The sequence below is a fragment of the Methanolobus sp. ZRKC3 genome, from assembly GCF_045291275.1.
GTDB lineage: Archaea > Halobacteriota > Methanosarcinia > Methanosarcinales > Methanosarcinaceae > Methanolobus.
Genome location: NZ_CP146982.1, coordinates 1,510,513 through 1,533,107, shown reverse-complemented (window position 1 = coordinate 1,533,107; position 22,595 = coordinate 1,510,513). Strand labels below are relative to the sequence as shown.

Annotated in this window: 26 protein-coding genes; 17 read left to right on the top strand and 9 right to left on the bottom strand. The window is 42.9% G+C overall.

The window, feature by feature from the left end; all coding sequences use genetic code 11:
- The first annotated feature begins 75 nt into the window (after window positions 1-75).
- The 3 genes from dnaJ to V7O66_RS07715 all read left to right on the top strand — a co-directional run bounded on the left by dnaJ (window position 76) and on the right by V7O66_RS07715 (window position 4,191).
- Window positions 76-1,233, top strand: a complete 1,158-nt coding sequence (gene dnaJ / locus V7O66_RS07725) for a molecular chaperone DnaJ (RefSeq protein ID WP_406659730.1) — start codon at window positions 76-78, stop codon at window positions 1,231-1,233.
- 170 nt (window positions 1,234-1,403) lie between these two features.
- Window positions 1,404-2,738, top strand: a complete 1,335-nt coding sequence (gene trkA, locus V7O66_RS07720) for a Trk system potassium transporter TrkA (RefSeq protein WP_406659729.1) — start codon at window positions 1,404-1,406, stop codon at window positions 2,736-2,738.
- Between the two features lie 19 nt (window positions 2,739-2,757).
- A complete protein-coding gene (locus V7O66_RS07715; protein ID WP_406659728.1) occupies window positions 2,758-4,191 on the top strand; it encodes a TrkH family potassium uptake protein in 1,434 nt (477 codons plus the stop codon).
- A 13-nt stretch (window positions 4,192-4,204) separates the two neighbouring features.
- Here V7O66_RS07715 and V7O66_RS07710 read toward each other — a convergent pair whose 3' ends face one another.
- The 9 genes from V7O66_RS07710 to V7O66_RS07670 all read right to left on the bottom strand — a co-directional run bounded on the left by V7O66_RS07710 (window position 4,205) and on the right by V7O66_RS07670 (window position 12,083).
- Complete coding sequence (locus V7O66_RS07710) at window positions 4,205-5,047, bottom strand: class I SAM-dependent methyltransferase (RefSeq protein WP_406659727.1); 843 nt, start codon at window positions 5,045-5,047, stop codon at window positions 4,205-4,207.
- Window positions 5,048-5,167: 120 nt separating this feature from the next.
- Window positions 5,168-6,385 (bottom strand): NAD(P)/FAD-dependent oxidoreductase, encoded by a 1,218-nt coding sequence (locus V7O66_RS07705; RefSeq protein ID WP_406659726.1) that lies wholly within the window; start codon window positions 6,383-6,385, stop codon window positions 5,168-5,170.
- Entirely contained in the window at window positions 6,382-6,555 is a 174-nt protein-coding gene (locus tag V7O66_RS07700) for a 4Fe-4S binding protein (RefSeq protein WP_406659725.1), read from the bottom strand. The genes V7O66_RS07705 and V7O66_RS07700 overlap by 4 nt, the downstream gene beginning before the upstream one ends.
- Before the next feature lie 139 nt (window positions 6,556-6,694).
- Complete coding sequence (gene cofC, locus V7O66_RS07695) at window positions 6,695-7,318, bottom strand: 2-phospho-L-lactate guanylyltransferase (protein WP_406659724.1); 624 nt, start codon at window positions 7,316-7,318, stop codon at window positions 6,695-6,697.
- Window positions 7,318-8,385, bottom strand: coding sequence for a 5-amino-6-(D-ribitylamino)uracil--L-tyrosine 4-hydroxyphenyl transferase CofH (cofH, locus tag V7O66_RS07690; protein WP_406659723.1), 1,068 nt, complete (start codon window positions 8,383-8,385; stop codon window positions 7,318-7,320). The genes cofC and cofH (V7O66_RS07690) overlap by 1 nt, the downstream gene beginning before the upstream one ends.
- A 13-nt stretch (window positions 8,386-8,398) precedes the next feature.
- Complete coding sequence (gene cofH / locus V7O66_RS07685; protein WP_406659722.1) at window positions 8,399-9,517, bottom strand: 5-amino-6-(D-ribitylamino)uracil--L-tyrosine 4-hydroxyphenyl transferase CofH; 1,119 nt, start codon at window positions 9,515-9,517, stop codon at window positions 8,399-8,401.
- Between the two features lie 69 nt (window positions 9,518-9,586).
- Complete coding sequence (cofG, locus tag V7O66_RS07680) at window positions 9,587-10,573, bottom strand: 7,8-didemethyl-8-hydroxy-5-deazariboflavin synthase subunit CofG (RefSeq protein ID WP_406659721.1); 987 nt, start codon at window positions 10,571-10,573, stop codon at window positions 9,587-9,589.
- A 69-nt stretch (window positions 10,574-10,642) separates the two neighbouring features.
- Entirely contained in the window at window positions 10,643-11,926 is a 1,284-nt protein-coding gene (locus V7O66_RS07675) for a phytoene desaturase family protein (RefSeq protein WP_406659720.1), read from the bottom strand.
- 1 nt (window position 11,927) lies between these two features.
- Window positions 11,928-12,083 (bottom strand): 4Fe-4S binding protein, encoded by a 156-nt coding sequence (locus V7O66_RS07670; RefSeq protein ID WP_406659719.1) that lies wholly within the window; start codon window positions 12,081-12,083, stop codon window positions 11,928-11,930.
- Window positions 12,084-12,286: 203 nt separating this feature from the next.
- Between V7O66_RS07670 and V7O66_RS07665 the strand changes: the two genes are divergently transcribed.
- From V7O66_RS07665 to fpoM, 14 genes are all read left to right on the top strand, one after another.
- Window positions 12,287-12,736: an Lrp/AsnC family transcriptional regulator gene (locus V7O66_RS07665; protein WP_406659718.1), complete on the top strand. Its 450-nt coding sequence runs from the start codon at window positions 12,287-12,289 to the stop codon at window positions 12,734-12,736.
- 90 nt (window positions 12,737-12,826) lie between these two features.
- Window positions 12,827-13,255 (top strand): DUF22 domain-containing protein, encoded by a 429-nt coding sequence (locus V7O66_RS07660; protein ID WP_406659717.1) that lies wholly within the window; start codon window positions 12,827-12,829, stop codon window positions 13,253-13,255.
- Between the two features lie 14 nt (window positions 13,256-13,269).
- Complete coding sequence (locus V7O66_RS07655; protein WP_406659716.1) at window positions 13,270-13,776, top strand: hypothetical protein; 507 nt, start codon at window positions 13,270-13,272, stop codon at window positions 13,774-13,776.
- A gap of 447 nt (window positions 13,777-14,223) precedes the next feature.
- The gene (gene fpoA, locus V7O66_RS07650; protein ID WP_406659715.1) at window positions 14,224-14,616 is read left to right on the top strand and encodes a F420H2 dehydrogenase subunit FpoA; all 393 of its coding nucleotides are present in this window, start codon (window positions 14,224-14,226) and stop codon (window positions 14,614-14,616) included.
- Window positions 14,604-15,134 carry a F(420)H(2) dehydrogenase subunit B gene (gene fpoB / locus V7O66_RS07645; protein WP_406659714.1) on the top strand — a complete coding sequence of 177 codons (531 nt, stop codon included), beginning with the start codon at window positions 14,604-14,606 and terminating at the stop codon, window positions 15,132-15,134. Before fpoA ends, fpoB begins: the two co-directional genes overlap by 13 nt.
- Window positions 15,135-15,143: 9 nt before the next feature.
- Window positions 15,144-15,617, top strand: a complete 474-nt coding sequence (gene fpoC / locus V7O66_RS07640) for a F420H2 dehydrogenase subunit FpoC (RefSeq protein WP_406659713.1) — start codon at window positions 15,144-15,146, stop codon at window positions 15,615-15,617.
- 8 nt (window positions 15,618-15,625) lie between these two features.
- The gene (gene fpoD, locus V7O66_RS07635; RefSeq protein WP_406659712.1) at window positions 15,626-16,750 is read left to right on the top strand and encodes a F420H2 dehydrogenase subunit FpoD; all 1,125 of its coding nucleotides are present in this window, start codon (window positions 15,626-15,628) and stop codon (window positions 16,748-16,750) included.
- A 5-nt stretch (window positions 16,751-16,755) separates the two neighbouring features.
- Complete coding sequence (gene fpoH / locus V7O66_RS07630; protein WP_406659711.1) at window positions 16,756-17,784, top strand: F420H2 dehydrogenase subunit FpoH; 1,029 nt, start codon at window positions 16,756-16,758, stop codon at window positions 17,782-17,784.
- A 4-nt stretch (window positions 17,785-17,788) separates the two neighbouring features.
- A complete protein-coding gene (fpoI, locus tag V7O66_RS07625) occupies window positions 17,789-18,229 on the top strand; it encodes a F420H2 dehydrogenase subunit FpoI (protein ID WP_406659710.1) in 441 nt (146 codons plus the stop codon).
- Entirely contained in the window at window positions 18,217-18,495 is a 279-nt protein-coding gene (locus V7O66_RS07620; protein WP_406659709.1) for an NADH-quinone oxidoreductase subunit J, read from the top strand. The genes fpoI and V7O66_RS07620 overlap by 13 nt, the downstream gene beginning before the upstream one ends.
- Window positions 18,485-18,793, top strand: coding sequence for a F420H2 dehydrogenase subunit FpoJ (fpoJ, locus tag V7O66_RS07615; protein ID WP_406659708.1), 309 nt, complete (start codon window positions 18,485-18,487; stop codon window positions 18,791-18,793). The genes V7O66_RS07620 and fpoJ overlap by 11 nt, the downstream gene beginning before the upstream one ends.
- The gene (gene fpoK, locus V7O66_RS07610; protein ID WP_406659707.1) at window positions 18,790-19,092 is read left to right on the top strand and encodes a F420H2 dehydrogenase subunit FpoK; all 303 of its coding nucleotides are present in this window, start codon (window positions 18,790-18,792) and stop codon (window positions 19,090-19,092) included. Before fpoJ ends, fpoK begins: the two co-directional genes overlap by 4 nt.
- A gap of 2 nt (window positions 19,093-19,094) precedes the next feature.
- On the top strand, window positions 19,095-21,107 hold the full coding sequence (gene fpoL, locus V7O66_RS07605) for a F420H2 dehydrogenase subunit FpoL (protein ID WP_406659706.1): 2,013 nt from the start codon (window positions 19,095-19,097) through the stop codon (window positions 21,105-21,107).
- Window positions 21,107-22,594 carry a F(420)H(2) dehydrogenase subunit M gene (fpoM, locus tag V7O66_RS07600; protein WP_406659705.1) on the top strand — a complete coding sequence of 496 codons (1,488 nt, stop codon included), beginning with the start codon at window positions 21,107-21,109 and terminating at the stop codon, window positions 22,592-22,594. Before fpoL ends, fpoM begins: the two co-directional genes overlap by 1 nt.
- Window position 22,595: the final 1 nt, after the last annotated feature.

Below are 22,595 nucleotides of genomic sequence, written 5' to 3'. Positions count from 1 at the left end.
CTGTAATCTCTACAGTATCTTTATCTTTTAATTTTAACACAGTAATCCTTATAGAAAATTCTACAGGAATCACTTATGTCCACCCAACGCGATTATTATGAGATACTCGGTATTTCCAAAGATTCAACAGAGACCGAGATCAAAAAAGCATACAGAAAGCTTGCGATGAAGTATCACCCTGATAAGAACAAGGATGATGATGCTGAAGATAAATTCAAGGAGATATCCGAGGCATATGCCGTTCTTTCAGACACTGAGAAAAGGGAACAATATGACCGCTTCGGACATGCGGGTATAGATGGCCGCTATTCGCAGGAAGATATCTTCAGGAATGCAGACTTCGGTGGCTTTGATGATCTGGGTGATATTTTCGGTAGTATTTTTGGACGCAGTGGCTTTGGCGGCTTTGGTGGCGGTGGCGGCAGACCACGCCATGGACCTGCAAGGGGTTCAGACCTTCGCTATGACTTAAAGATCACGCTGGAAAATGCTGCAAATGGAGTAGAGACCACTATCAATATTCCCCGGGCGGAAGGTTGTGAAACATGCGGTGGTACTGGTGCAAAGGCTGGTACGAGTCCCAGACGCTGTGCTACCTGTCACGGTTCCGGTCAGGTAACTCACGCACGCGATACACCATTTGGTCGCTTTATGTCAACCAGTACTTGTGGTGCATGTAATGGAATGGGTGAGACCATCGATGAGCCATGTCCTGCATGTAATGGTACGGGAAAAACTAAAAAGGTCAAGAAGCTATCCGTTAAAATTCCAAAGGGTGCAGACAATGGTCTGCGTCTGAAGGTCAGGGGCGAAGGTGAGGGCGGTACCCGTGGTGGTCCTTCAGGTGATCTCTATGTGGTCATTCACGTGGAACCTCACGAACTCTTTGAGCGTGGTGGTGACGATATCCTATATGAACTTCCAATATCATTTTCACAGGCAGCCCTTGGTGATGATGTGATGGTTCCTACATTGCACGGCAAGGTTAAGATGAGCATCAAAGCAGGAACTCAGACCCACTCCATACTCAGGCTTAAAGGCAAAGGAATGCCTCACCTGCATGGACGTGGACAGGGTGACCAGCTTGTGAGGGTCATTGTAACTACGCCAACAAATATTTCAGGAGAACAGAAGGAACTTTTCAAGCATCTTGTTGACCTGGAAAAGGGAACTGGTAAAAAGCATACAAAAGGCGGAAAAGGGATATTTGAAAAAGTGAAAGATGTTCTTTGAGCATAATTTTCATTAATCCTTTTTTCTTTCTTCCATTGATGTCTTTTTTTCCTGTTTTTGTATTTCAGCATCCCTGTGCATTCGGATAGTAAGATTTAAAAGGCAGTAATATCAATATGCGTGTTTGTTCTCGGTTGTATGTTATTATACTATTTTTATGAAGGGATACTATGAAAGCTGTAATAATTGGTGCCGGTGAAGTCGGCTACCATATTGCCAAGGCACTTTACAATACGCATGATGTTGTAGTGATCGACATTGATGAGAGGGCATGTGAGCGTGTTGATGAGCTCGATGTGCAGGTTGTACAGGGTAATGGTGCCAACGTTTCCATTCTTACTGAAGCTCTTGAAGGCGCCAATATACTGGTAGCAGTTACGGGCTCGGATGAAGTGAATATCGTTGCCTGTATGGCTTCCAAGCTGGTGGCGAAGAACAAGGATGAATTTAAAACAGTTGCAAGAGTAAGCAATCCCGATTATGTTGATAAACCTGTTACAAAACGTACTAAAATTGGCATTGACATTATGATATGTCCTGAACTTTCCCTCGCTTCAGAGGTTGCAGGAATTATTGCAATTCCTTCTGCTATTGATGCAGATTATTTTGCTGAAGGTAAGGTAGAGATGATGGAGTTCGTTGTTCCTGAGGATAATGATCTTGTAGGAAAGGACATGAAAGAGCTGAACCTTGCTAATTGCTGTATCGTCAGTGCTCTTTTCAGGGACACCGAGGTAATTATTCCGCACGGTGATGATAAGATAGAGGCTAACGATCACCTTGTGGTCATTGGCAAACCTGCAGCAATGGATGGTGTCCGTAATAAGTTCGGCCATAAAGGCGGGAGACGAAACAAGGTGATGATCATCGGAGGGGGAATCGTTGGTTTCTACCTTGCAAAACTTGTGGCTAAAAATGAGTTTGACCTTGTAATTATTGAGTCCGACCCACAAAGGTCTGTACAAATTGCAGAGGAGTTACCTGGTGTGCTTGTCCTTAATGGTGATGGGACTGATGTAAATCTTCTGAAGGAAGAGGGCGTAGGGGAAATGGATGTCGTCATAGCTGTTACCAACAGTGATGAGAAGAATCTGCTCTGTGCATTGATAGCCAAACAGCTGGGTGGTAAAAAGGTAATAGCCAGAGCTGACCGTTCTGATTATGTTCCACTGTTCGAGATGGTTGGTGTGGATAGTGCAGTAAGTCCCAGACAGGCCACTGTAAAAGAAGTAATGAAATTAACAATGGACTCAGCCATTGAATCCATAACTATCATCGAAGGCGAGAAGGCCGGAGTGATAGAATACACTGCCTCAAAGAAGTCCAAGATCGTAGGGAAGCCCTTGAAAAATATAAAGTTCCCACCAGGTGCAATTGTAAGTATTGTGGTGCATAAGGGTAATACGGTGGTTCCTCGTGGTGACTATGTGGTCGAGGAAGGTGACAGGGTAGTTGTATTTTCGCTTCAGTCGGAAAATGCTGAAGTTGAAAAATTCTTCAAATGATCCGAGTGAGGTATTGTAGATGAATTATGGAATCGTTCTGAATGTTCTGGGTGGTCTTCTTCGCTTCCTTGGAATTATTATGACAATACCTCTGCTTGTAGCTGTATACTATAACGAGTCACTTCTTCCTTTTATACTGGCAATCGCTATCACAGGGATAACAGGTTTCCTTCTTTCGTATAGGCATACTTCTGATGGTGACTGGAAGAAAAGAGAAGGTTTTGCCATCGTAGCGTTTGGATGGCTCGCAGCAGCCCTTTTTGGTTCGATTCCCTTCATGCTGGATGGTATCACTCCCATTAATGCATTATTTGAATCCATGTCTGGTTTTACAACCACCGGAGCAACGGTTCTTGTGGATATCGAATCTCATTCAAAAAGCATACTTTTCTGGCGCAGTATGACTCAATGGATAGGTGGTATGGGTATCATAATGCTTTTCATTGCCATCCTTCCAAAGCTGGGTGTCGCAGGAAGGCAGCTCTTCCGTGCTGAAGCCCCTGGTCCTACTGAAGATAAGATCAGACCAAGGATACGGGAAACTGCCAAGATATTGTGGATGGTGTATGTGATTATATCTGCTATTGAGGTTGTAGCACTGATGCTTGCCGGCATGAATGGTTATGATGCTATCTCGCATACATTCACAACCATGGCATGTGGTGGTTTTTCGCCCTATGCGAACAGTGTTGCCGAATTCCAGAGTCCTTTGATCGAAGGTATAATCACTCTTTTCATGTTCATTGCTGGTGCAAACTTTGCTCTTCACTATAAAACCCTGTATTCAAATCATAAGAGCCTTATAAAAGATGATGAGTTCAAATTTTATTCGCTGGTAGTCATAATAGCCACTCTGCTTCTGACCTTCTCACTCTGGAAGGACATGGGTGAGGGTGTATTAACTTCATTCAGATATGCTGCATTCCAGGTCGTTTCAATTGTAACAACAACCGGTTATGCAACTGTAGATTTCAACTTGTGGACTGATTCTGCAAAGGTGGTCTTGTTATCTGTAATGTTCATTGGGGGCTGTGCAGGATCAACTGCCGGTGGGATAAAAGTAGTGCGTTTTCTGCTTCTTCTCAAGTATGCACAACGTGCACTTTTCAAGTCCATTCATCCACGTGCTGTAAAAACATTGAAGTTCAATGACAAATCAGTTCCAGAGGATGTGTTGCAGGCAATTATTTCCTTTGTGGTCATCTATTTTATGATATTTGCGATATCCACTGGCTTGCTTGCTCTTATGGGTATGGATCTCGTAAGTTCCTTTACCGCTTCAATTGCAACTCTTGGAAATATCGGTCCGGGTTTTAATCTTGTAGGTCCAATGGCAAGCTTTGACGTGGTCCCTGTTCTTGGCAAACTTCTATTGATTGGCAATATGTGGATTGGAAGACTTGAGGTTTTTACAGTAATAGTGATGTTCACTCCTGAGTTCTGGAAGCGCTGAATCATTTTGATTATCAAAATGGTTTTCTTGCAATTCCAAGTATGTAACCCACATGTTTTCGTGTAGATCGATTATTGAACAGTATCCTTTTACCTTTATCAAGTTGTGAAAAACGCCTTCTGATTATTTTGCTCAATATCATATATCTTAGCATTCTCAGTGTTATGCCTGCAATCTTCACAAATCCGCCCATGGCTTTTACACTTGCAATGCTGTCCTTCATTTTCAGAAATGGTCTGTGTTTATTTATTCTTATATCTGTGAATCCGGCATGCTTAAAAAATCGATGCCATTCATCTGGAGTATGCATCTTAAAAGAAAATCCGGTTACTTCTGCGAAGATGATCTCAGCCTCATCTATCTTTGCTTTTGGGCGAGGTTCCATGGCATCATCCCTGTACATTTCATTGATGCCTGCAAAACCTCCTGCTTTAAGCACGCGTATGAATTCACTAAAAGCCCTGTTCTTGTCAAGGAATTGAGAAACGAATTCAGTTATTACGACGTCAAAGGAAGCTTCCTTGAATGGTATGTTGTATGCATCACCTGTAATGAATTCTGTTAGCTCTTCAACATTTTCTTCAATCGCCCTCTTCCTTGCATTTTCCACCGGGAGGCTGGCAACATCCAATCCGACCACAAAGCATCCTATCTTCTTCGCTAGGTGGCAGGCACTGAATCCACTCCCACATCCTACCATCAGGACTATGCTGTCCTTTTTGATGTGACATGATCTTGCGAGTTCTTCTGTTGATCCTGGTCCGCCAATATGGAAAAAAGGAACTCCCAGATAACTCATGAAGTCGTAGTATTCCATTTCTTCAATTTCAGGAATTGTTAGTTTTATTTTGACCATGTTATTATCCGCTGGATGTCTCTATAATAATCTCAACCGGCAGGTAAAAAAGCTTATGTAAAGGATTTGGGTAAAATAGAAAAATAAAAAAGTAGGAATAAAGTGATCTATAAAATCACTTTATGAGCGCTCGAAGTCAAGCTCATACTTGACGACATTCTTGAAAAGAACCCTTAGGTCCCAGAGTAGCTTCTTATTTGCTTTGAAAAGGGCATATAATAGATCAAGCAGGCTCATAGTTGAGAAGTTTACTCCTTTCAGTGAATGTGCGAGTGAATCAAATTCAGCATCTGTGAACTTGACAAAAATATCCTTTACTATGAGGCTGTTATCGATCTCAATGCCAAGGGTTGAACGCCATCTTTTTTCATATTCCTCAAGCATTTTAACGGACACATCATTTTTGGAAATGGCTTCATATGCCACTTCTCCTGCAATTTTACCTGCTTCCATTGCATTGATGATGCCTCCGCCTGTGATGGGGTCTGATTGCCTTGCAGCATCACCGACAAGCATCAGGCCATTTTTGATCGTCCTTTCAATAGTGCCACTTACGGGTACTCCGCCCACATCTATCTCAAGTATCTTGGCATCAGGGTAGCTCTTTTCAACAAAATCTCTGAGATAATCAATAGCATGCTTTTCTCCGGATTTGCTTCCTATGATGCCGATTCCAACATTTGCCATGCCATTGCCTTTTGGGAACAACCAAATGTATCCTGAAGGCGCAATGTCATTTCCAATGTAGAAATGGCAATAGTCCTGGTCAATTCCGGTTCCACTCATAAGGAACTGAGCACATGTTTCTATGTCATTGGGTTTTAGGGATGTGTTTATGCCTGCCCATCTTCCAACCTTTGATTCTACGCCGTCTGCGCCAATGACTATTTTTGCACGCACATCCTGCTCTTCGCCCATGTGCATGATCTTTGCACCGCGGACAAACCCATCTTCAATGATAAGTCCTGTAGCTCTGGTCTTAACAAAGACGTCAGCACCGGCTTTAGCACTCTCATGGGCCAATGCTCTGTCAAAGATCTTGCGCTCAAGCACATAACCAACTTCTGCTCCGGCAATTTCCTCTGACATTTCGACCATTGTACCATCAGGTGAGAATATGCGGGATCCTTTCAGATCAGCACTGATCCAGCGGTGGTCGGGTTCTATGTGCTTCCGCAACCATATTTTGCTGACACCTTCGGCACATCTGACGGGGTCTCCGATCTCCTGTCTCTTTTCTATTAAAAGAACATCAAGACCCTTTTCAGCAGCATTCTTAGCTGCAATGGAGCCCCCTGGTCCTGCACCAATTACTATGACATCATAACTATTCTTCATCGATCCACCTCAATAGCTGCTACGGGACAGATCTTTGCACAAATTCCGCAACTTGTACATGTGTCATCAACTTCAATCCAGGTTTCAACCAATTCAAGCGCACCAACAGGGCATACGCCCACACATGCTCCACAGTACCCACACTTGAATTTGTTCACTTTAATGGTCACCAATTATCACCTGTATAAACATAATTTGTTTCTAATATTCTGAAGGGGGATATATCCTTTTCCTTCAAATGCGATATAATAGTTAGCAGGACAACTCCTATGGTAAAACGACTATAAGTGAATTATGCATAGATGTCCATCATAGGCAGAGTTTAACTCTTGCCTTGCCTGTTTTAACGTCAAATTTCTCAGTAACGTATTCTCTTGACAAACCACGCCCATGAAGCATTATCTCCACCAGGTCATGAGGCTCATCGATGTCCGTACTGAGCAGGAATGAATCATATACGTGTATGGACTGCTGATTCTCTTCTGCTATTTGGCAGTGGTTCAGGAAGCTTGAGCCGTAGTATTTCACGTGGAATTTATCCGGATTTCTGATAAAGAGGACATTGGTGCCTCCTCCCTTTCCTGGAACTATCACTAAATCCTCATCGGCACTGCATATCTCTTTCAGGTGCCTCGGGCTTAGCATTGGAAGGTCGGCCATGATTATCATAACGGGTTCCTGGACGCTCTCCAGGTAACCGTTGATAGCTTCGTTAAGATCATGTTCGCTGAAATGAATATTGACCAGGAGGTCCTGAGGCACCCCATTGCTGGGTGTGGTCAGTATGTCTATGTTATCAATGCCAGCATCTTTCAGGCTTTTGACAACATCCCTTAGCATAAGCTCCACGAAATGCTCTCTCTCATCCAGGGTCAATACGGAAGAAAGCCTTGACTTTGCATTCTGTTTTTTATAAGGGATCACAGCCTTCATTATACTGCCTCATAAAGTGCATTTCTCTTTTTTGGTATTCTGCCTGTCTCATGAATCATCCATTCGATCTCGGTTGGGGACAAATGTTCCCCGTTAGTTCCGCCTGAGGCAGTTGTGATCTTGTCTTCCATAAGGGTTCCGCCAAGATCATTGGCACCACAGTGCAGGGATATTTGTGCAAGTTTCTTTCCAAGCTTCACCCAAGGTGCCTGTATGTTATCTATATGTTTGTGCAGTATCACCCTTGCAATGGCATGTAGCTGGAGGTCATCAATGCCGGTTGTCATGAATCTCCCTTCCTGCATGATAGCCTCACCGATCTTGTTATTGTAAGGCATGAAGGGCATGGGTATCAGTTCTGTGAAACCGCCGGTATTTTCTTGTATACTGCGAATGATGAATATATGGTCCAGCCGCTCTTCTATGGTTTCCACATGTCCGTACATTATAGTTGAATTTGTACGAAGTCCTGCTTCATGGGACGCTGTCACAGTTTCTATCCATTGTTGGGTGTTTAGTTTAGTAGAGCAGATGATGTTTCTGACTCTATCTGAAAGTATCTCCGCAGATGTGCCTGTGAGCGTGCCAACACCACAATCCTTCAATTGCTTGCAAGCATCATGTAATGATATATCCGCCATGCCTGCAGCATGATATATCTCCATGGGTGAAAGGGCATGTGTGTTAATTTTAGGGTAATTGGAGCTTATGGCTTCGAATATGTCTGTGTAATAGTCCATATCCATTTCTTTCAGGTATCCTCCCTGTACACAGACTTCAGTGGCCCCTGCTAAGTATGCCTTCTCTACTTCCTCAAGCACTTCTTCTGTGGAAAGTATGTATCCTTCCTTTGCCTTGAAGGCACAGAATCCGCAATTTCCGGCACACATGTTCGTGAGGTAGATGTTACGGTTGATTACATAACTGACCTCATCTCCGACTGCATCGCGGCGCAGTTCGTCCGCAAGGGAAAAAAGTTCAAAAGGATTTGCATCAAGCAGGCTCATGGCATCTTCTTTGCCAATCTTCCCGTTGTATGCTTTTTCTATGAGTTCATCGGGGATCATATTATCTTGAATCTCAGAGTATCTCGATCTTCATCTGTACTGCATTATCGGAACTTATTATGGGTTTATATACCGTATTTCTCTGCAGTGGCTGTCTTCCTGAGGCAGTTATGAACCATTCCAGTTCCCTGGCTGACATGAACTCTCCATTTCTGGCACCCGCAGAGCTGGATATTTTCTCTTCCATCAGGGTTCCACCGAGGTCATTGGCACCACAGTGCAGAGCTACCTGTGCCAGTTTCTTTCCTAGTTTCACCCAGCTTGCCTGGATATTATCCACATGGGTGTTGAGGATTATGCGTGCAATAGCATGGAGTTTGAGGTCATCGATGCCGGTTGTGGCATAGCGTCCTGACTCTATTATCTCCTGTCCTATCTTGTTATTGTAAGGCATGAAGGGCAATGGTACGAATTCAGTGATCCCGCCGGTATTCTTCTGGATGTCCCTCACAAGCATAATGTGGTCTATCCTTTCCTCTATGGTTTCAATGTGGCCATACATGATGGTTGCAGTTGTGTTGATTCCTGTCATGTGTGCCTTGCTTACTACTTCTATCCACTCGGATGTATTCAGTTTTCCGGGGCAGATCTTTTCTCTTACTCTGTCAGAGAGTATCTCTGCTGCAGTACCTGGCATGGTGTCAAGTCCTGCTTTCTTTAACTGGAGAAGTGCTTCATCAACGCTGATCTCGCTTTGCTGGGCCGCATGGTATACTTCCATGGGGGAGAAGGCGTGTATGCTGATGTGTGGGAATTCTGCTTTGACCGATTCGAGTATGTTTGTGTAAAAATCCAGATCCACGTCCGGCAATAGTCCACCCTGGATGCATACTTCCGTAGCTCCGGTCTTATCTGCTTCACTTACTTTTTCAAGTATGTCTTCTGTGCTAAGCAGATATCCTGAACTATCCTTAAAAGCGCAAAATCCGCACTTGCCCACGCAACGGTCGGTAAAATTGATGTTTCTGTTAACGACATAAGTGACCGTGTCGCCCACAGCTTCCTGTCTTAATTTGTCTGCAAGTTCAAAGAGTTCGAACGGTTGGGTCTGGAGCAATGTAAGGGCTTCATCTTTTGTTGTTTTCCCTTTGTAAGCGTTCTCGATAATATCATCAGGAATCATGGACATCATGTTATTCACCGGCGTTTGGATATGTGATTGCTAAAATGAAAACTAACTCCAGTATAGAATATGCCCTATTCAAACCTTTCTATATCCTTCTTCATCAGCTAGCGTTTCGATCAATCCTGCAAGTTCTTCACTGTACCAACCATTTTTAATGTATTTCGGGTAGATGGGCAACCTTTCCCGAAGGGACACGTCCCTTATGCTCTGCCTTAATTCTTCTATTTCAGGCCATTCAGCTTCAGGATTTATCCAGTCTATGGTTGTGGGTGACACTCCACCAAGGTCGTTGGCTCCGCACTGTACGAGGATATAGGGTTCAATAAGATTGGGTGCTACCTGCACAGCGATATCATCAGAAAGTATCTCTCTGGCGACCAGGACTGTCTGCATCATCTCCTCCTCGGTAGGTGCAGGCCATTCTCCCATTTCTGTGCCAGGTTTTGGTTTGAAATTCTGGATTATGACTTCCTGTATGTGGCCATATTCCTTGTGCAAGTCATCGATAAGCTGAAGTGAGTTGATCCTGTCATCAAGTGTTTCACCTATCCCTACAAGGATACCGGTGGTAAAAGGAATCTCAAGCTGACCTGCATATCTTATGGTCTTTATTCTGCTTGATGGTATTTTTCCGGGACAGTCAAGGTGTGCGTCGACATCTGCGGTTGTTTCAAGCATTAATCCCATGCTTGCGTTAAATGACTTCAGGGTTTCAAGCTCTGTGTAATTGAGCACACCGGCGTTAGTATGCGGTAAAAGTCCAATATCAATTGCTTTTTTGCATAGTTCTGCCACATATTCTATGGTGGAGGAATATCCCATTTCATCCAGCCATTCCTTGTATTCTGGGATATCTTCAGCATACTCTCCAAAAGTGAACAGGACCTCCGTACATCCTGCCTTTTGCCCTTCTTCCAGTATGGGGGCAATCTCCTCCATGGTCATAAGCTTCGCTTCTGGATCATCAGGACTACGTTTAAAGGTACAATATCTGCAGTTATTCCTGCAGACATTTGTGACCGGTATGAATACATTACGGCAAAATGTGACAAATTCAGTCATTCTTACCTCAATGAATAAAGGAACAAATACATAAGTTTAATCGAGGGTATAAGATGCTGATTTATTATTTCACTGCCCCAGTATTTCCTGCATTGCATTCTTTACTCCAAGGGCAACACCTTCTACCTCGATCCCGCCTTTACCTTTTGCTCCATCTCCTACGACATAAAGGTTTTTGATGGGTGTATTATTTTTGAGGTCGGCGCCAGATGGTGACCTGTTAACCGGCCATCCGTCTGAGTATGATTGTACAAGGAGTACTTCATAATCCTTGCCAGCAAATATCTCTTCAAGATCCTTAAGTCCCAGGTCTATCTCTTCCTCAAGGCGGTCAATATCTTTCCACTGGACGCATTGATGTGCCATTGTCAGGTGCTTTCCTGCAGGGGCAAGATTCGGGTCGATGTTTGTCACTTCATTGATACCGTTCACCCTTCTGGCGTAAGGTGTCAACAGTACACCACCGTGACCTATTAGTGGCTTGTCTGATGTAAGGCAGATCTTAATTCCTGCAGAAGGTTTCAGTTTACTGGAATCATTGCTGTACTTGTCAATTTCCGACTTAATAGCATCATCATTGATCATCATTGCAGTGAATGGATGTCCGATGTCACTTATCACCAGGTCTGCCTTGTGTTCAACTCCATCCACAACAACCCCTGTAACCTTTCCATTTTCGCTCAATATTCCCGTTACCTCTGAGGATGCATGGATGTTTCCTTCATTTTTTGTAATAACATCAACAAGGGCGTCTGTGATACCTTTGCACCCTCCTATTGGTACACCGGATCCTCCATAGCGGTAAAGGTTCTCGATGATCTCAAATCCTTCCTCTACGGGTACATCTGCTGCCCTGAGGCTAAGGGCCCAACCAAAGAATGCATCTGATATTCTGTGTGTCCAATCCTGATCAATATGTTTTGTACACCAATCTGCAAAAGATCCTCCTTTTGGAGGATTTTTTCTGGTGGCAATGATGTAGAAAATAAGTTTCAGGCGATTTATTAATGTAAATGGTATCTTGAAATCATCAAACAGGATATCCTTGTGGCCAAAGCTATAATCTGTATCTCCTCTTTTGCGAGGTATCCTTATAACTGCCACGGGTTTTTTGCGAACAATTTCAACTTCAGCATTGACTTCTTCAAGCAGCTTTGCAAGAGGGCCAGAAGGTCCGTGAGGTATCATATGAAGTGCCCCAGTGGTCAACTGGAATCCGTGGTAAGGTATATTGGTAAACCTTCCTCCTATGATGGGGAGGCGTTCGAAGATCTCTATTTCATATCCTGATCTTGAAAGTTTAGCCGCACTCAGCAATCCTCCAAGCCCGGAACCAATTATTATTGCTTTCATATCATCCCTCTATTGCTTTAACAGGGCAGTAAGCAATGCAAATGCCACATTCAGTACATCTCTCGCTCATCTTTGCCTTCGCATTTACAGCAATAGCATCAATTTTGCAAAATGTTGCGCATTGGCCGCATCCTACACAATTATTGTTCACATTCATGGACTTTCACCGAATTTGATTGTATAAAGTACTCAACAATAAAAAGTGTTATTGTCAGCGGATTTAAAAAACGGCGGTACATGGGTCTGGTAAACTTCGTTTTGCTTGTTTTAAAAATGAATCTGTTTAATTTGGTGTCAAATTGTTCTATTTATGTGCAAGTGTCGAAAAATATATTATTACTGAGAACTTATTATAATGCCATGGATGAAGTAGACATTGCAATATTGAGTTATCTTTCAGGCAATTCCAGGATGCACAGCACTGAAATTGCCAGTAATATGGGTGTTGCTACTTCCACGGTGCACAAGAGGATAGAGAGGATGCGTGATGCGGGTGTCATCAGGGAATTCACAATAAAGATCGACCCTTCTGTTGTGGGCCTTAACATTACTACCTTCATAGGTGTGAATATGGATTCCAGTAAGAGGATCAATATAATCAACAAATTGAAGAAGATAGATGATGTCCTTGAGATACATGAACTTCTGGAGCCTTATGACATCCTGATAAAAGTGCAAACATTTGACATACATTCCCTGAAGGAGAATGTTCTGCAGGTTCTTGGGGAAATGGATGGCGTAAAGGAGTCCACAAGTATACTTACCACAAAGTGTCATAAGGATGTGGGCTGTGCGATTCTTTATCGATAAGGGTATGTCTCCGACTCAATGTAATGATTATTCGTGATAAATATGCGGAATCTTTTTATACTTGTGTGATAGTTACTATTTGGTGATCAAGTGAACAAAGAAGTAATTCAGGTGGTTTCCAGAGATAATGGAGAATTGATCTCAAAGAAGGTCAAAGCAGCGCCGTATGAATTTACCATTGCAACACGCGCAAAATGGGAAATGGTAATATCAGACGAAGATACGGAAGTTCGTGCAGGTGAGTTCAAAAGGATTCATGTTAAAGAAATTAATATAGAGCCGGATATGGTTGCATTACCATGTACGTTCACACACCATGCAGTTGTTTCTTTGATAAAGGTGGGCACAAAAGGTGGAGCTAAGCCTGTTGATGCTGAGCGTACTATCAAGTATGCGTACATCATGGGTCAGGAAAATGGAAAGGTCAGAGAAGGTGATCTTATCGCAGTGCTCAATCTTTTCCCGATAATGTTCACCCGTGAAGCACTTACACCTGAGCCTATACAACTTGGTTCCTGATCAGGGGGAATTTAATGGAAACCTGTCTTATTTGCGAAGAACTGCAGGACTTCAAACATTATAATGGATATAATATCTGTACTGCATGTGCGGATATCATGGAAGATGTCATGGGCGAATACTTTGTTCGGACAATCTCGAAAAATGAGCCAAAGGCACATGGTGCCTATCTGGCTTATCTTGGGCGGACGACTCGGTATATCTCTGACTACAAGAAACTGACACAGAAGTCTCAGCAGTACACAAGGAATGTCGGTGAGCGTGTCTCTGACGCCATTATAGATAATGGTGCTCATCCTTCGAAACAACGCTACTTTGAACATATGCAAAAAGTTTTGAAATGGCTTGAATCAAGTCCTGAGTTCTATCACTATTATTTCAAGGAGTATTATGTGTGCCCAACGTGTAATGCTTCTATCTTCGAGAAGTATAGCAGGCATAATGTAGGCGAATGGATGGTTGTTTCGTGCTCGGAATGTGATTCAGTTATCAAGAAGTATTATTCCCCAAAACAGGTTTAAACACCTGTTTTCACATTTTTATGGTTTGTAGAATTTGCTCCATAGGCATAAATAATGAAGCTTAATATCTCTAATTCCTCTTGATTTTTGTATACTCTACTTTTTTCTTTTATTGCTTTTGATTCTATTTTTAATTTTCAACACTATATTTTCAAATAGCATTTCAATTTTGTACTGGTTGGGAAATTAAATTTAGAAGTGATATCATTTTTAATGTTTAATCATGTAGAATATGGCTGCGCATTTTGTTTTTCATAATCTGAATTTGATATACTTTAAATAGGATGAATTATTATCAAATAGTAGTCAACACTATCTATTGAAATTTTCATCAACAGATAAGGTTAAGTTCCCTTAAAATGTTGTGGATAACTTTGCATAAAACGCATTAGAGAAGGTGTTTTATACGAATATTCTATCTACTATTGTACTCTCAGGAGAATTATTATGTCAGGAATAATCGATACCAGTAACGTAATATACAGTTACATACCGGTTGCAATCATCCTTGTTGTGGCAATTTTGATGCCTCCTATTACTATGTTTTTAGTAAAAACATTAAGTCCTAGGAGCAAATCAGCAGCAAAGTATGAGACATATGAAGCTGGTTCCGTCCCTACCGGGAATGCAAGGATCCAGTTCGATGTTGAATATTATCTTTATGCCATTGCTTTTGTTCTTTTTGATATTGAAGTCCTTTTTCTTTACCCATGGGCTACGATCTTTAAAGGGCATGGTATTACAGGGATAGCAACCGTCGAAATGTTAGTCTTTATTTTTGTTGTATTGTTTGGTTATGTCTACCTGTTGAAAAAGGAGGCTCTAAAGTGGATGAAGTAGAGCAAGTTGAATATGAACAAATTCCAGGCACTGTGCTGACCGATAGTAATGCTATCAGTGACTTCCTGAAAAAGACAAAGGTCCAGGATGTTCTTAACTGGGGTAGGAAAAATTCACTGTGGTTCACTGTAAACGCAATGGGTTGCTGTGGTGTAGAATTACTATCCACTGGTATGGCACACTATGATACCGATCGTTTTGGTATCATTCCAAGGAACTCCCCAAGACACGCTGATGTACTTATCATTAGTGGATACGTCACAAAGAAGTACCTGCCAGCATTGAAAAGGATATGGGATCAGATGCCTTCACCAAAGTGGGTAATATGCTTTGGAGATTGTGCCATCAGTGGCGGTCCTTTCTATGAGTCATACAGCACACATCAAAATGTGGATGACATTTTCCCTGTGGATGTTTTCGTCCCAGGATGTCCTCCAAGATGTGAAGCTCTTATTCAGGGATTCGTTGAACTGCAAAAGAAGATCGTCGCAAAGAAGGATAAAGGTACGGATTACTGAGGTAAAATTATGGATGCAAACTCAATTATAAAAGCTCTTAATCCGAAGTTCCCTGCTCTTCACTTTGTGATGAAGGAATCAGATATAAGGATAACTGCAAAAGTTAAGCCTGCAGAAGTGAAAGATGTATGCCAGTTCTTGAAAGAAGAAGTATCCTTCGGACACCTTTGCTGTGAATTTGCTGTGGACTACCCTGATAGGAACGAGATCGAAGTCATCTATGTCATCGGTTCTTATGATCATCCTGTAGTTCTCACGATGAAAGCTATACTTCCAAGGGACAACCCGGAAATCGAATCCGTGGTTCCAGTATTCTGGAATGCGAATTGGTACGAAAGAGAAACATACGAATTGTTCGGTGTACAATACCTCAACCACCCTGATCTCAAACCACTTGTTCTGCCAGCAGATATGCTTGGAGAGTGGCCACTCAGGAAGGATTACGAAGGTTTCCCGAACAAAACAGCTAGAAACTTGGTGTGAGGGATAAAATGGAAGAAACAGTTGGACCTTCTGAAATGATAGTACACCTCGGCCCACAACACCCAATGATGCCAGGACCATTCAGGTTGAATGCAAAATTGAGGGGAGAGACCGTTGTAGACTCCGAGGTCGAGATGGGTTTTATCCACAAAGGTATTGAAAAGATCCTTGAAAACAGGAACTACCTCCAGGGTATAACCATCGTAGATAGGATATGCTATCTTGCCGCAATAACCAACGAAGAAGCATACGTTGGTTGCGTTGAAAAACTTGCAGGTATAGAAGTACCTGAAAGAGCACAGTATATACGTGTGATCGTGGAAGAGCTTTCCAGGTTACAGAGTCATATGCTGGGTATGGGTGAATATGCCTCATTCATTGGATTTGTGAGTATGTTCATGTATACCATCAAGGAAAGAGAAGATATACTGAGCTTACTTGATTCAATTACCGGGGCACGTATCACTCACAGCTTCCTTCGTTTTGGTGGTGTGAAGGATGACCTGCCAGATGGCTTTAATGATGATGTGAAGCATGTCTTTAAAAATCTCAGGAAAGCTATTGATTCTTATGAAGAACTGTATGAAACAGACAAGATCTACAGGGCAAGGACCGTAGGCGTTGGTGTGCTTACAGCAGATGTTGCAAAGGACCTTGGAGTGTCTGGACCCCCACTCAGGGCAACAGGTGTTGCTTTTGATATCCGTAAGGATGAGCCGTATCTTGTGTACAAGGATCTGGATTTCAATGTATGTACTCAGACTGCCGGAGATGTCTATGCAAGGATACAGGTACGTCTTGATGAGATGCGCGAAAGCATGTACATCATCGAACAGTGCCTTGACCAGATCCCATCAGGCCCACTCTTCCCCGAGGGTACAGCCTATGGTCGCAGAACTCCTATCATGAGGGTTCCTGCCGGAGAGGTATTCCATCGTGTGGAAGACCCAAGAGGTGAAATGGGATTCTATATGGTATCTGATGGTTCTGATAAACCTTATCGTGTAAAGATAAGAGGCCCTGTATATCCAACATTACAGACATTGCCCCCACTTCTGAAGGGAGTCAGTGTTGCTGATATCGTGGCTATTGCAGGAAGCATGGACACATGTACCAGTGAAGTCGACAGGTGATCATGATGATTCATTTAGACGATATACTTTTTAACCCTCTTTTAAGGGGAATCTTTGGTCTGTGCCTTATGGGTGGCATATTCCTTGGTGCTATGGCTGCTGTGTGGTTTGAGCGTAAACTCTCAGCAGATATCCAGCAGAGATATGGTCCTATGAGGACAGGTCCACATGGACTGCTCCAGCTGGTTGCCGATGCTATCAAGCTGTTCACAAAAGAAGATATTATTCCCAAGAATGCTGACAGACTCTTATTCGTTTCAGCACCTATTCTTATGATGGGTTCAGTTTTCCTGATGCTTGTTGCAATTCCTTTCGGTGCGATCATTATAAACGGTGAGACTTACCCGATTGCAGCGACTGATATGGATATCAGTATTCTTTATATTGAAGCAATGTCCTCGATTTCAATAATCGGTATATTCATGGTTGCTTACAGTGCAAATAACAAGTATTCACTTCTTGGTGCTTTCAGGAACTTTGCACGTATGATTGGATACGAAGTTCCTCTGGGTATCTGCATTGTGAGTGTAGCTATAATGGCTGGTTCATTGAATATAGTAGAGATCGCTCAGGCACAGAGTCCTCTCTGGTTCGCTATCAAGCAGCCAATAGGATTTGCAGTATTTTTCATTGCTCTCATGGCTGACATGGGACGTCTTCCGTTTGACCAGAACGAGTCAGAAGAAGAACTTATTGCAGGATGGATCACCGAATACACAGGTATGAGATTCGGTCTTGGTTTCTTCGCAGAATACATCCACCTGATCTTAGGTTCAATGCTCGTTACACTGTTGTTCCTTGGAGGATGGAATCTGCCTGCAGCACTGACTGCAAACACTATTCTTGGTATTATACTTCCGACCGCCTTCTTCTTTGGTAAGGTAATTCTGGTAATTCTTACAATTATCATGGTCAGATGGGCAGTTCCAAGATTCAGGATCGATCAGGTAGTAGACCTGAGCTGGAAAAGACTTCTGCCTTTAGCTCTTCTCAACCTGGGTTGGGTAATTGCACTGGGTCTGCTGGGGGTGTGAATGAATGGTTATTAAAAATGTAATAAAAGCTGTCAAGAACATCTACTTCGGCCCCACGGTCACAAGGATGTGTCCGGAAGAACCTACAAAACTTTCAGACAGGTTCAGAGGCTTGCAGAAGCTTGACAAGACAAAATGTATAGGTTGTGGAATCTGTGCCAACATCTGTCCAAACAGCACTATCAAGATCGTAAGGGACAATATCAATCCACAGAGCGATAAAAAAAGATGGTTCCCGGAAATTGATATTGGACATTGTCTTTTCTGTGGTCTTTGCATAGACCAGTGTCCAAAGGGTGCATTGTCAAATACGAAAGTATATCTGACAGGTGTTATTCGCTGGAACCACGAAGATCTTCTCTTTACACCAGCTATGCTTGCAAGGGAAGTAGACATAAACGCTGAAGATGAAGCAGGTGAGGAGGTTAGCAGATGGACCCCATAATAGGTACGATACTTGAATTGATCGTCTTTGCAATAATAGCACTCGCTGCAATAACATTTGCATTGTTCGTAGTGACGGCTAAGGATGTAGTAAGGGCAGCGCTTGCACTTGTTGTTACCATGTTTTTGGTTGCAGCTGTTTACATTCTGTTAAACGCCCAGTTCCTTGGTGTAGTTCAGGTTCTGGTGTATGTTGGTGCGATAGGTGTACTGATACTATTCGCAGTCATGCTCACGAAGAAGGAGTTTGGTTCAGATGTTGAATAAGGAATTTTCATTTACCATAATGGGAGTTATCACATCAGTGTACAACTTCTTTAAGGGCCGCCTTCTTGCAATGATACTTGCATTGTTGTTCCTTTCCATAATGCTTGTATCAGTTGCATTTACCAACTGGCCTGCTATTGATCAGCTTCCACAGAATATGGCTGATCAGAGTAACATAGAAGGAATTGGTTTACTGATCTTCACTGATCTTGTAGTACCGTTCGAGATACTTTCCATTATATTGCTGTCCGCATTGATGGGTGCTATCTATATGGCAAAAGGAGATGGTGACGAATGATTCCCCTAGGGCTTTATATCGGACTTTCTGCAGTCATTTTCTCCATAGGTCTCTATGGTCTTATGACTCAGCGCAGCGGTATCCGCATATTGATGTGCATTGAATTGATGCTCAACTCAGCAAACATCAACCTCGTTGCATTCTCAAGCTACAATGCAGATCTTACAGGACAGGTATTTGCCCTGTACTCAATAGCATTAGCAGCATGTGAAGCAGCTGTAGGATTCGCTATATTGATGGCCATCTTCAAGATGAAGGACACGATCAACCTTGACAACTTTAATATTTTGAGGTGGTAAAAATGGCAGTTGAAAATTATGCATTCTTAATACCACTATTACCTGCATTGGCTTTTGTACTTACTTTCTTCTTCGGGAAGAAGTTGCCATCCGGCGGTGCAATCATACCAATAGCAGCAATTGCCACATCATTTGTAATTTCATTATTGATAACATTAAATTTACTTGCTAACCCTGAAGAGGTTGTAAACCAGTCATATAGCTGGTTCGCGATGCTGAATATCGGAATCCTTGTTGATCCGTTAGCAGCTGTAATGCTTACCATGGTAACATTTGTCAGTCTGCTTATCCACATATATTCAGTAGGATACATGTCACATGACAAGGGACAATCCAGATACTTTGCAGAAACCGCATTGTTCACAGCATCAATGCTTGGTCTGATCCTTTCAGATAATATTCTGCAGCTCTTTATCTGCTGGGAACTTGTAGGTGTCTGTTCATTCCTGCTCATCGGTTTCTGGTTCCACAAGCCATCCGCTGCAACAGCAGCAAAGAAGGCATTTTTAACAACCAGAATCGGTGATGTGATGTTCCTTTCAGGAATTGTACTTCTATTCACAGACCTTTTCAAGATATTCAACGGCACTATCCCTGACGGTGTTTACATCCTCAGGTTCGATGTGATATTTGCTCACATTCCGGAAATTGCTGCAATGAATGCGCAGATTTTCGGAATGGAAGTAAGTCACATTACAATTATCACACTGCTCTTCTTCGGTGGTGCAGTTGGTAAATCAGGTCAGTTCCCACTTCACGTGTGGCTTCCTGATGCAATGGAAGGTCCAACAACAGTTTCTGCTCTTATTCACGCAGCAACAATGGTTACAGCCGGTGTATATCTGGTTGCAAGGACATTCCCAATGTTCATCGCAGCTCCAAGCTCCTTGTTAGTAGTTGCATACCTTGGTGCATTCACAGCGATCTTCGCAGCAACCATGGGTATTGTGATGAACGATATCAAGCGTGTACTGGCATACTCTACCATCAGTCAGCTTGGTTACATGATGCTCGGACTTGGTATCGGTGCAACAATCGGTGCAGAAGCAGTCGGTGTATCACTTTTCCACCTTATTAACCATGCATTCTTCAAGGCACTCCTTTTCCTGTGCGCTGGCAGTGTAATTCACGCAGTAGGTACTCAGGATATGAGACAGATGGGTGGCGTAGCTAAGGTCATGCCAGTAACAGCAGCAACAATGATCATTGCAGCTCTTGCACTTGGCGGATTCGGTATACCAGGTACTGTAATAGGTACAAGTGGTTTCTTCAGTAAGGATGCTATCATCGAGAGTGCATACCTCTTTGGTGAGAGCAGCGGAATGTGGATCCCATATGTACTTTCAATAGTTGCAGCATTGCTGACAGCTCTGTACATATTCAGGTTGATCTTCATGACATTCTTCGGTACAGCACGTACTGATTACGGAGGACATGAATCACCTGCATCAATGACAATCCCACTTTCCATACTTGCACTGTTCGCACTCTTCTTCGGTGGTCTGACCTCCAAGAAGTTCAATACATTTGTCAGTGATACATTTGTGAATAATTTCGTGAATGTGGACATCCATGCACTTGCAGATATAGGTGGATATCACCTTGCAGAGCATGCAGGACACGAGCCAATGATCATCCTCTGGATGCCATTGATAGTAGCAACAGCAGGTCTTTTGATCGCTGCTCTGGTATATGGTTTGAAGATTGTGAACATGGACCGCCTTGTTTCAAGGAACAATCCGATCTACAAGCTTCTCTACAACAGATATTACCAGAACGAACTGTTTACCAACTTCGTTTCAGTCAAGGTTGTCTATGAGGGCATTGCTTATGCAGGCCGTGCAACAGACAGAGTATTTGACTGGACGGTCAACTGGATAAGTGACCTCATACTTGAGGCCGGAGAATCCATGCGTCAGTTCCAGACCGGAGTTGTGCAGAATTATGCAACCGCTGTGATAACAGGAGTAAGTCTTCTGGTTATACTTATCAAAGTGGTAATGGAGGTACTCTAATGTTGCCGATATTATCTTTGATCGTGCTGATACCTCTAATATTTGCAGCACTTACACTATTAACAAAAACAAAAGAACAGGCAAGGTTAATGGCTCTTGTAGCCACAGTTTCCGTATTGATACTTACATTGTACATGTACTTCAATTTTGATAGCACAATAGCTGCTCACCAATTTGAAGAATTGTACCAGTGGGTACCTTCACTTGGAATTACCTACCATGTTGGTGTTGACGGAATAGCAATGCCATTGATACTTCTCAATGCAATTGTACTCCCGTTCCTCGTACTCTTCACATGGAACGATGAGAGGAAATCACCAAACAGGTTCTATGCTCTCATACTGGGAACAGAGGCAGCTGTCATTGGTGTATTTACAGCACTCGACTTCTTCCTGTTCTATGTATTCTGGGAACTTACCCTCATTCCGCTCTTCTTCATGGTGAGCATATGGGGTGGCCCTAACAAGCATCATGCATCTATCAAATTCTTCATTTACACCCACGTGGCATCTCTTGTAATGCTGCTTGGAATATTTGGACTGTACTTTGCAGCATGGGACATGACCGGAACTCCAAGCCTGGACATCCCATACCTGCTCTCACAGTTCCAGTTCATCGAATCCGGTGGATTGAAGGATATGATCTTCCTTGCATTATTGTTCGGTTTCATCGTCAAGATCCCATCATTCCCATTCCATTCCTGGCAACCAGATGCATATACCGAAGCACCTACTGCTGGCAGTGTGCTCTTTGTTATGCTCAAGATCGGTGGGTATGGGCTGTTTAAGATAATGCTTCCACTGCTGCCTTTCACAGCATCACCAAATTTGATGATCACGATAATGGCAGTACTTGGTTCAGTAAGTATCATCTACGGTGCATTCCTTGCACTATCCCAAAAAGACCTCAAGAGAATGGTCGCATATTCCAGTGTGAGTCACATGGGATACGTAACCCTCGGTGCAGCAGGTCTTGTATCACTTTCCGTATCAGGTGCAATGTTCCAGCAATTCTCACATGGACTCATCATGAGTGTCATGTTCATGTCTTGTGGAATAATCAATAATGCAACAGGTACAAGGATCATGAACGATCTTGGAGGACTTGCACAGAAGATGCCAAAACTGGCAGTCATTATGGTATTGACCTTCATGGCATCCCTTGGACTTCCCGGACTAAGTGGTTTTATAGCTGAGGTATCAGTCCTTGCAGGATCATTTGGAAACCTTCCGGTTTATGTGATCATTGCGCTGATGGCTATCGTTGTTACCGGAGCATACCACCTTTGGGCTCTCCAGAGGACAATGTTCGGTGTATTCGATGAGAAACTCGGTGCAATAGCCGATATCAATGGTTATCAGACATTGTCCATGGGTATCATTGCAATACTGATACTGTACTTCGGACTTAACCCAAGCCCGGTGCTTGATATGATGTTGACAAATTCAGAACAAATAGTCAGTATGATGGCTGTTATGGGGGTGTGAA

What these genes read in the sequence shown, in the direction of transcription:
- dnaJ (WP_406659730.1), top strand. Translation starts at nt 76, where the DNA reads ATGTCCACCCAACGCGATTATTATGAGATACTCGGTATTTCCAAAGAT.
- trkA (WP_406659729.1), top strand. Translation starts at nt 1,404, where the DNA reads ATGAAAGCTGTAATAATTGGTGCCGGTGAAGTCGGCTACCATATTGCC.
- V7O66_RS07715 (WP_406659728.1), top strand. Translation starts at nt 2,758, where the DNA reads ATGAATTATGGAATCGTTCTGAATGTTCTGGGTGGTCTTCTTCGCTTC.
- V7O66_RS07710 (WP_406659727.1), bottom strand. Translation starts at nt 5,047, where the DNA reads ATGGTCAAAATAAAACTAACAATTCCTGAAATTGAAGAAATGGAATAC.
- V7O66_RS07705 (WP_406659726.1), bottom strand. Translation starts at nt 6,385, where the DNA reads ATGAAGAATAGTTATGATGTCATAGTAATTGGTGCAGGACCAGGGGGC.
- cofC (WP_406659724.1), bottom strand. Translation starts at nt 7,318, where the DNA reads ATGAAGGCTGTGATCCCTTATAAAAAACAGAATGCAAAGTCAAGGCTT.
- cofH (WP_406659723.1), bottom strand. Translation starts at nt 8,385, where the DNA reads ATGATCCCCGATGAACTCATAGAAAAAGCATACAACGGGAAGATTGGC.
- cofH (WP_406659722.1), bottom strand. Translation starts at nt 9,517, where the DNA reads ATGATGTCCATGATTCCTGATGATATTATCGAGAACGCTTACAAAGGG.
- cofG (WP_406659721.1), bottom strand. Translation starts at nt 10,573, where the DNA reads ATGACTGAATTTGTCACATTTTGCCGTAATGTATTCATACCGGTCACA.
- V7O66_RS07675 (WP_406659720.1), bottom strand. Translation starts at nt 11,926, where the DNA reads ATGAAAGCAATAATAATTGGTTCCGGGCTTGGAGGATTGCTGAGTGCG.
- V7O66_RS07670 (WP_406659719.1), bottom strand. Translation starts at nt 12,083, where the DNA reads ATGAATGTGAACAATAATTGTGTAGGATGCGGCCAATGCGCAACATTT.
- V7O66_RS07665 (WP_406659718.1), top strand. Translation starts at nt 12,287, where the DNA reads ATGGATGAAGTAGACATTGCAATATTGAGTTATCTTTCAGGCAATTCC.
- V7O66_RS07655 (WP_406659716.1), top strand. Translation starts at nt 13,270, where the DNA reads ATGGAAACCTGTCTTATTTGCGAAGAACTGCAGGACTTCAAACATTAT.
- fpoA (WP_406659715.1), top strand. Translation starts at nt 14,224, where the DNA reads ATGTCAGGAATAATCGATACCAGTAACGTAATATACAGTTACATACCG.
- fpoC (WP_406659713.1), top strand. Translation starts at nt 15,144, where the DNA reads ATGGATGCAAACTCAATTATAAAAGCTCTTAATCCGAAGTTCCCTGCT.
- fpoD (WP_406659712.1), top strand. Translation starts at nt 15,626, where the DNA reads ATGGAAGAAACAGTTGGACCTTCTGAAATGATAGTACACCTCGGCCCA.
- fpoH (WP_406659711.1), top strand. Translation starts at nt 16,756, where the DNA reads ATGATTCATTTAGACGATATACTTTTTAACCCTCTTTTAAGGGGAATC.
- fpoI (WP_406659710.1), top strand. Translation starts at nt 17,789, where the DNA reads ATGGTTATTAAAAATGTAATAAAAGCTGTCAAGAACATCTACTTCGGC.
- V7O66_RS07620 (WP_406659709.1), top strand. Translation starts at nt 18,217, where the DNA reads ATGGACCCCATAATAGGTACGATACTTGAATTGATCGTCTTTGCAATA.
- fpoJ (WP_406659708.1), top strand. Translation starts at nt 18,485, where the DNA reads ATGTTGAATAAGGAATTTTCATTTACCATAATGGGAGTTATCACATCA.
- fpoK (WP_406659707.1), top strand. Translation starts at nt 18,790, where the DNA reads ATGATTCCCCTAGGGCTTTATATCGGACTTTCTGCAGTCATTTTCTCC.
- fpoL (WP_406659706.1), top strand. Translation starts at nt 19,095, where the DNA reads ATGGCAGTTGAAAATTATGCATTCTTAATACCACTATTACCTGCATTG.
- fpoM (WP_406659705.1), top strand. Translation starts at nt 21,107, where the DNA reads ATGTTGCCGATATTATCTTTGATCGTGCTGATACCTCTAATATTTGCA.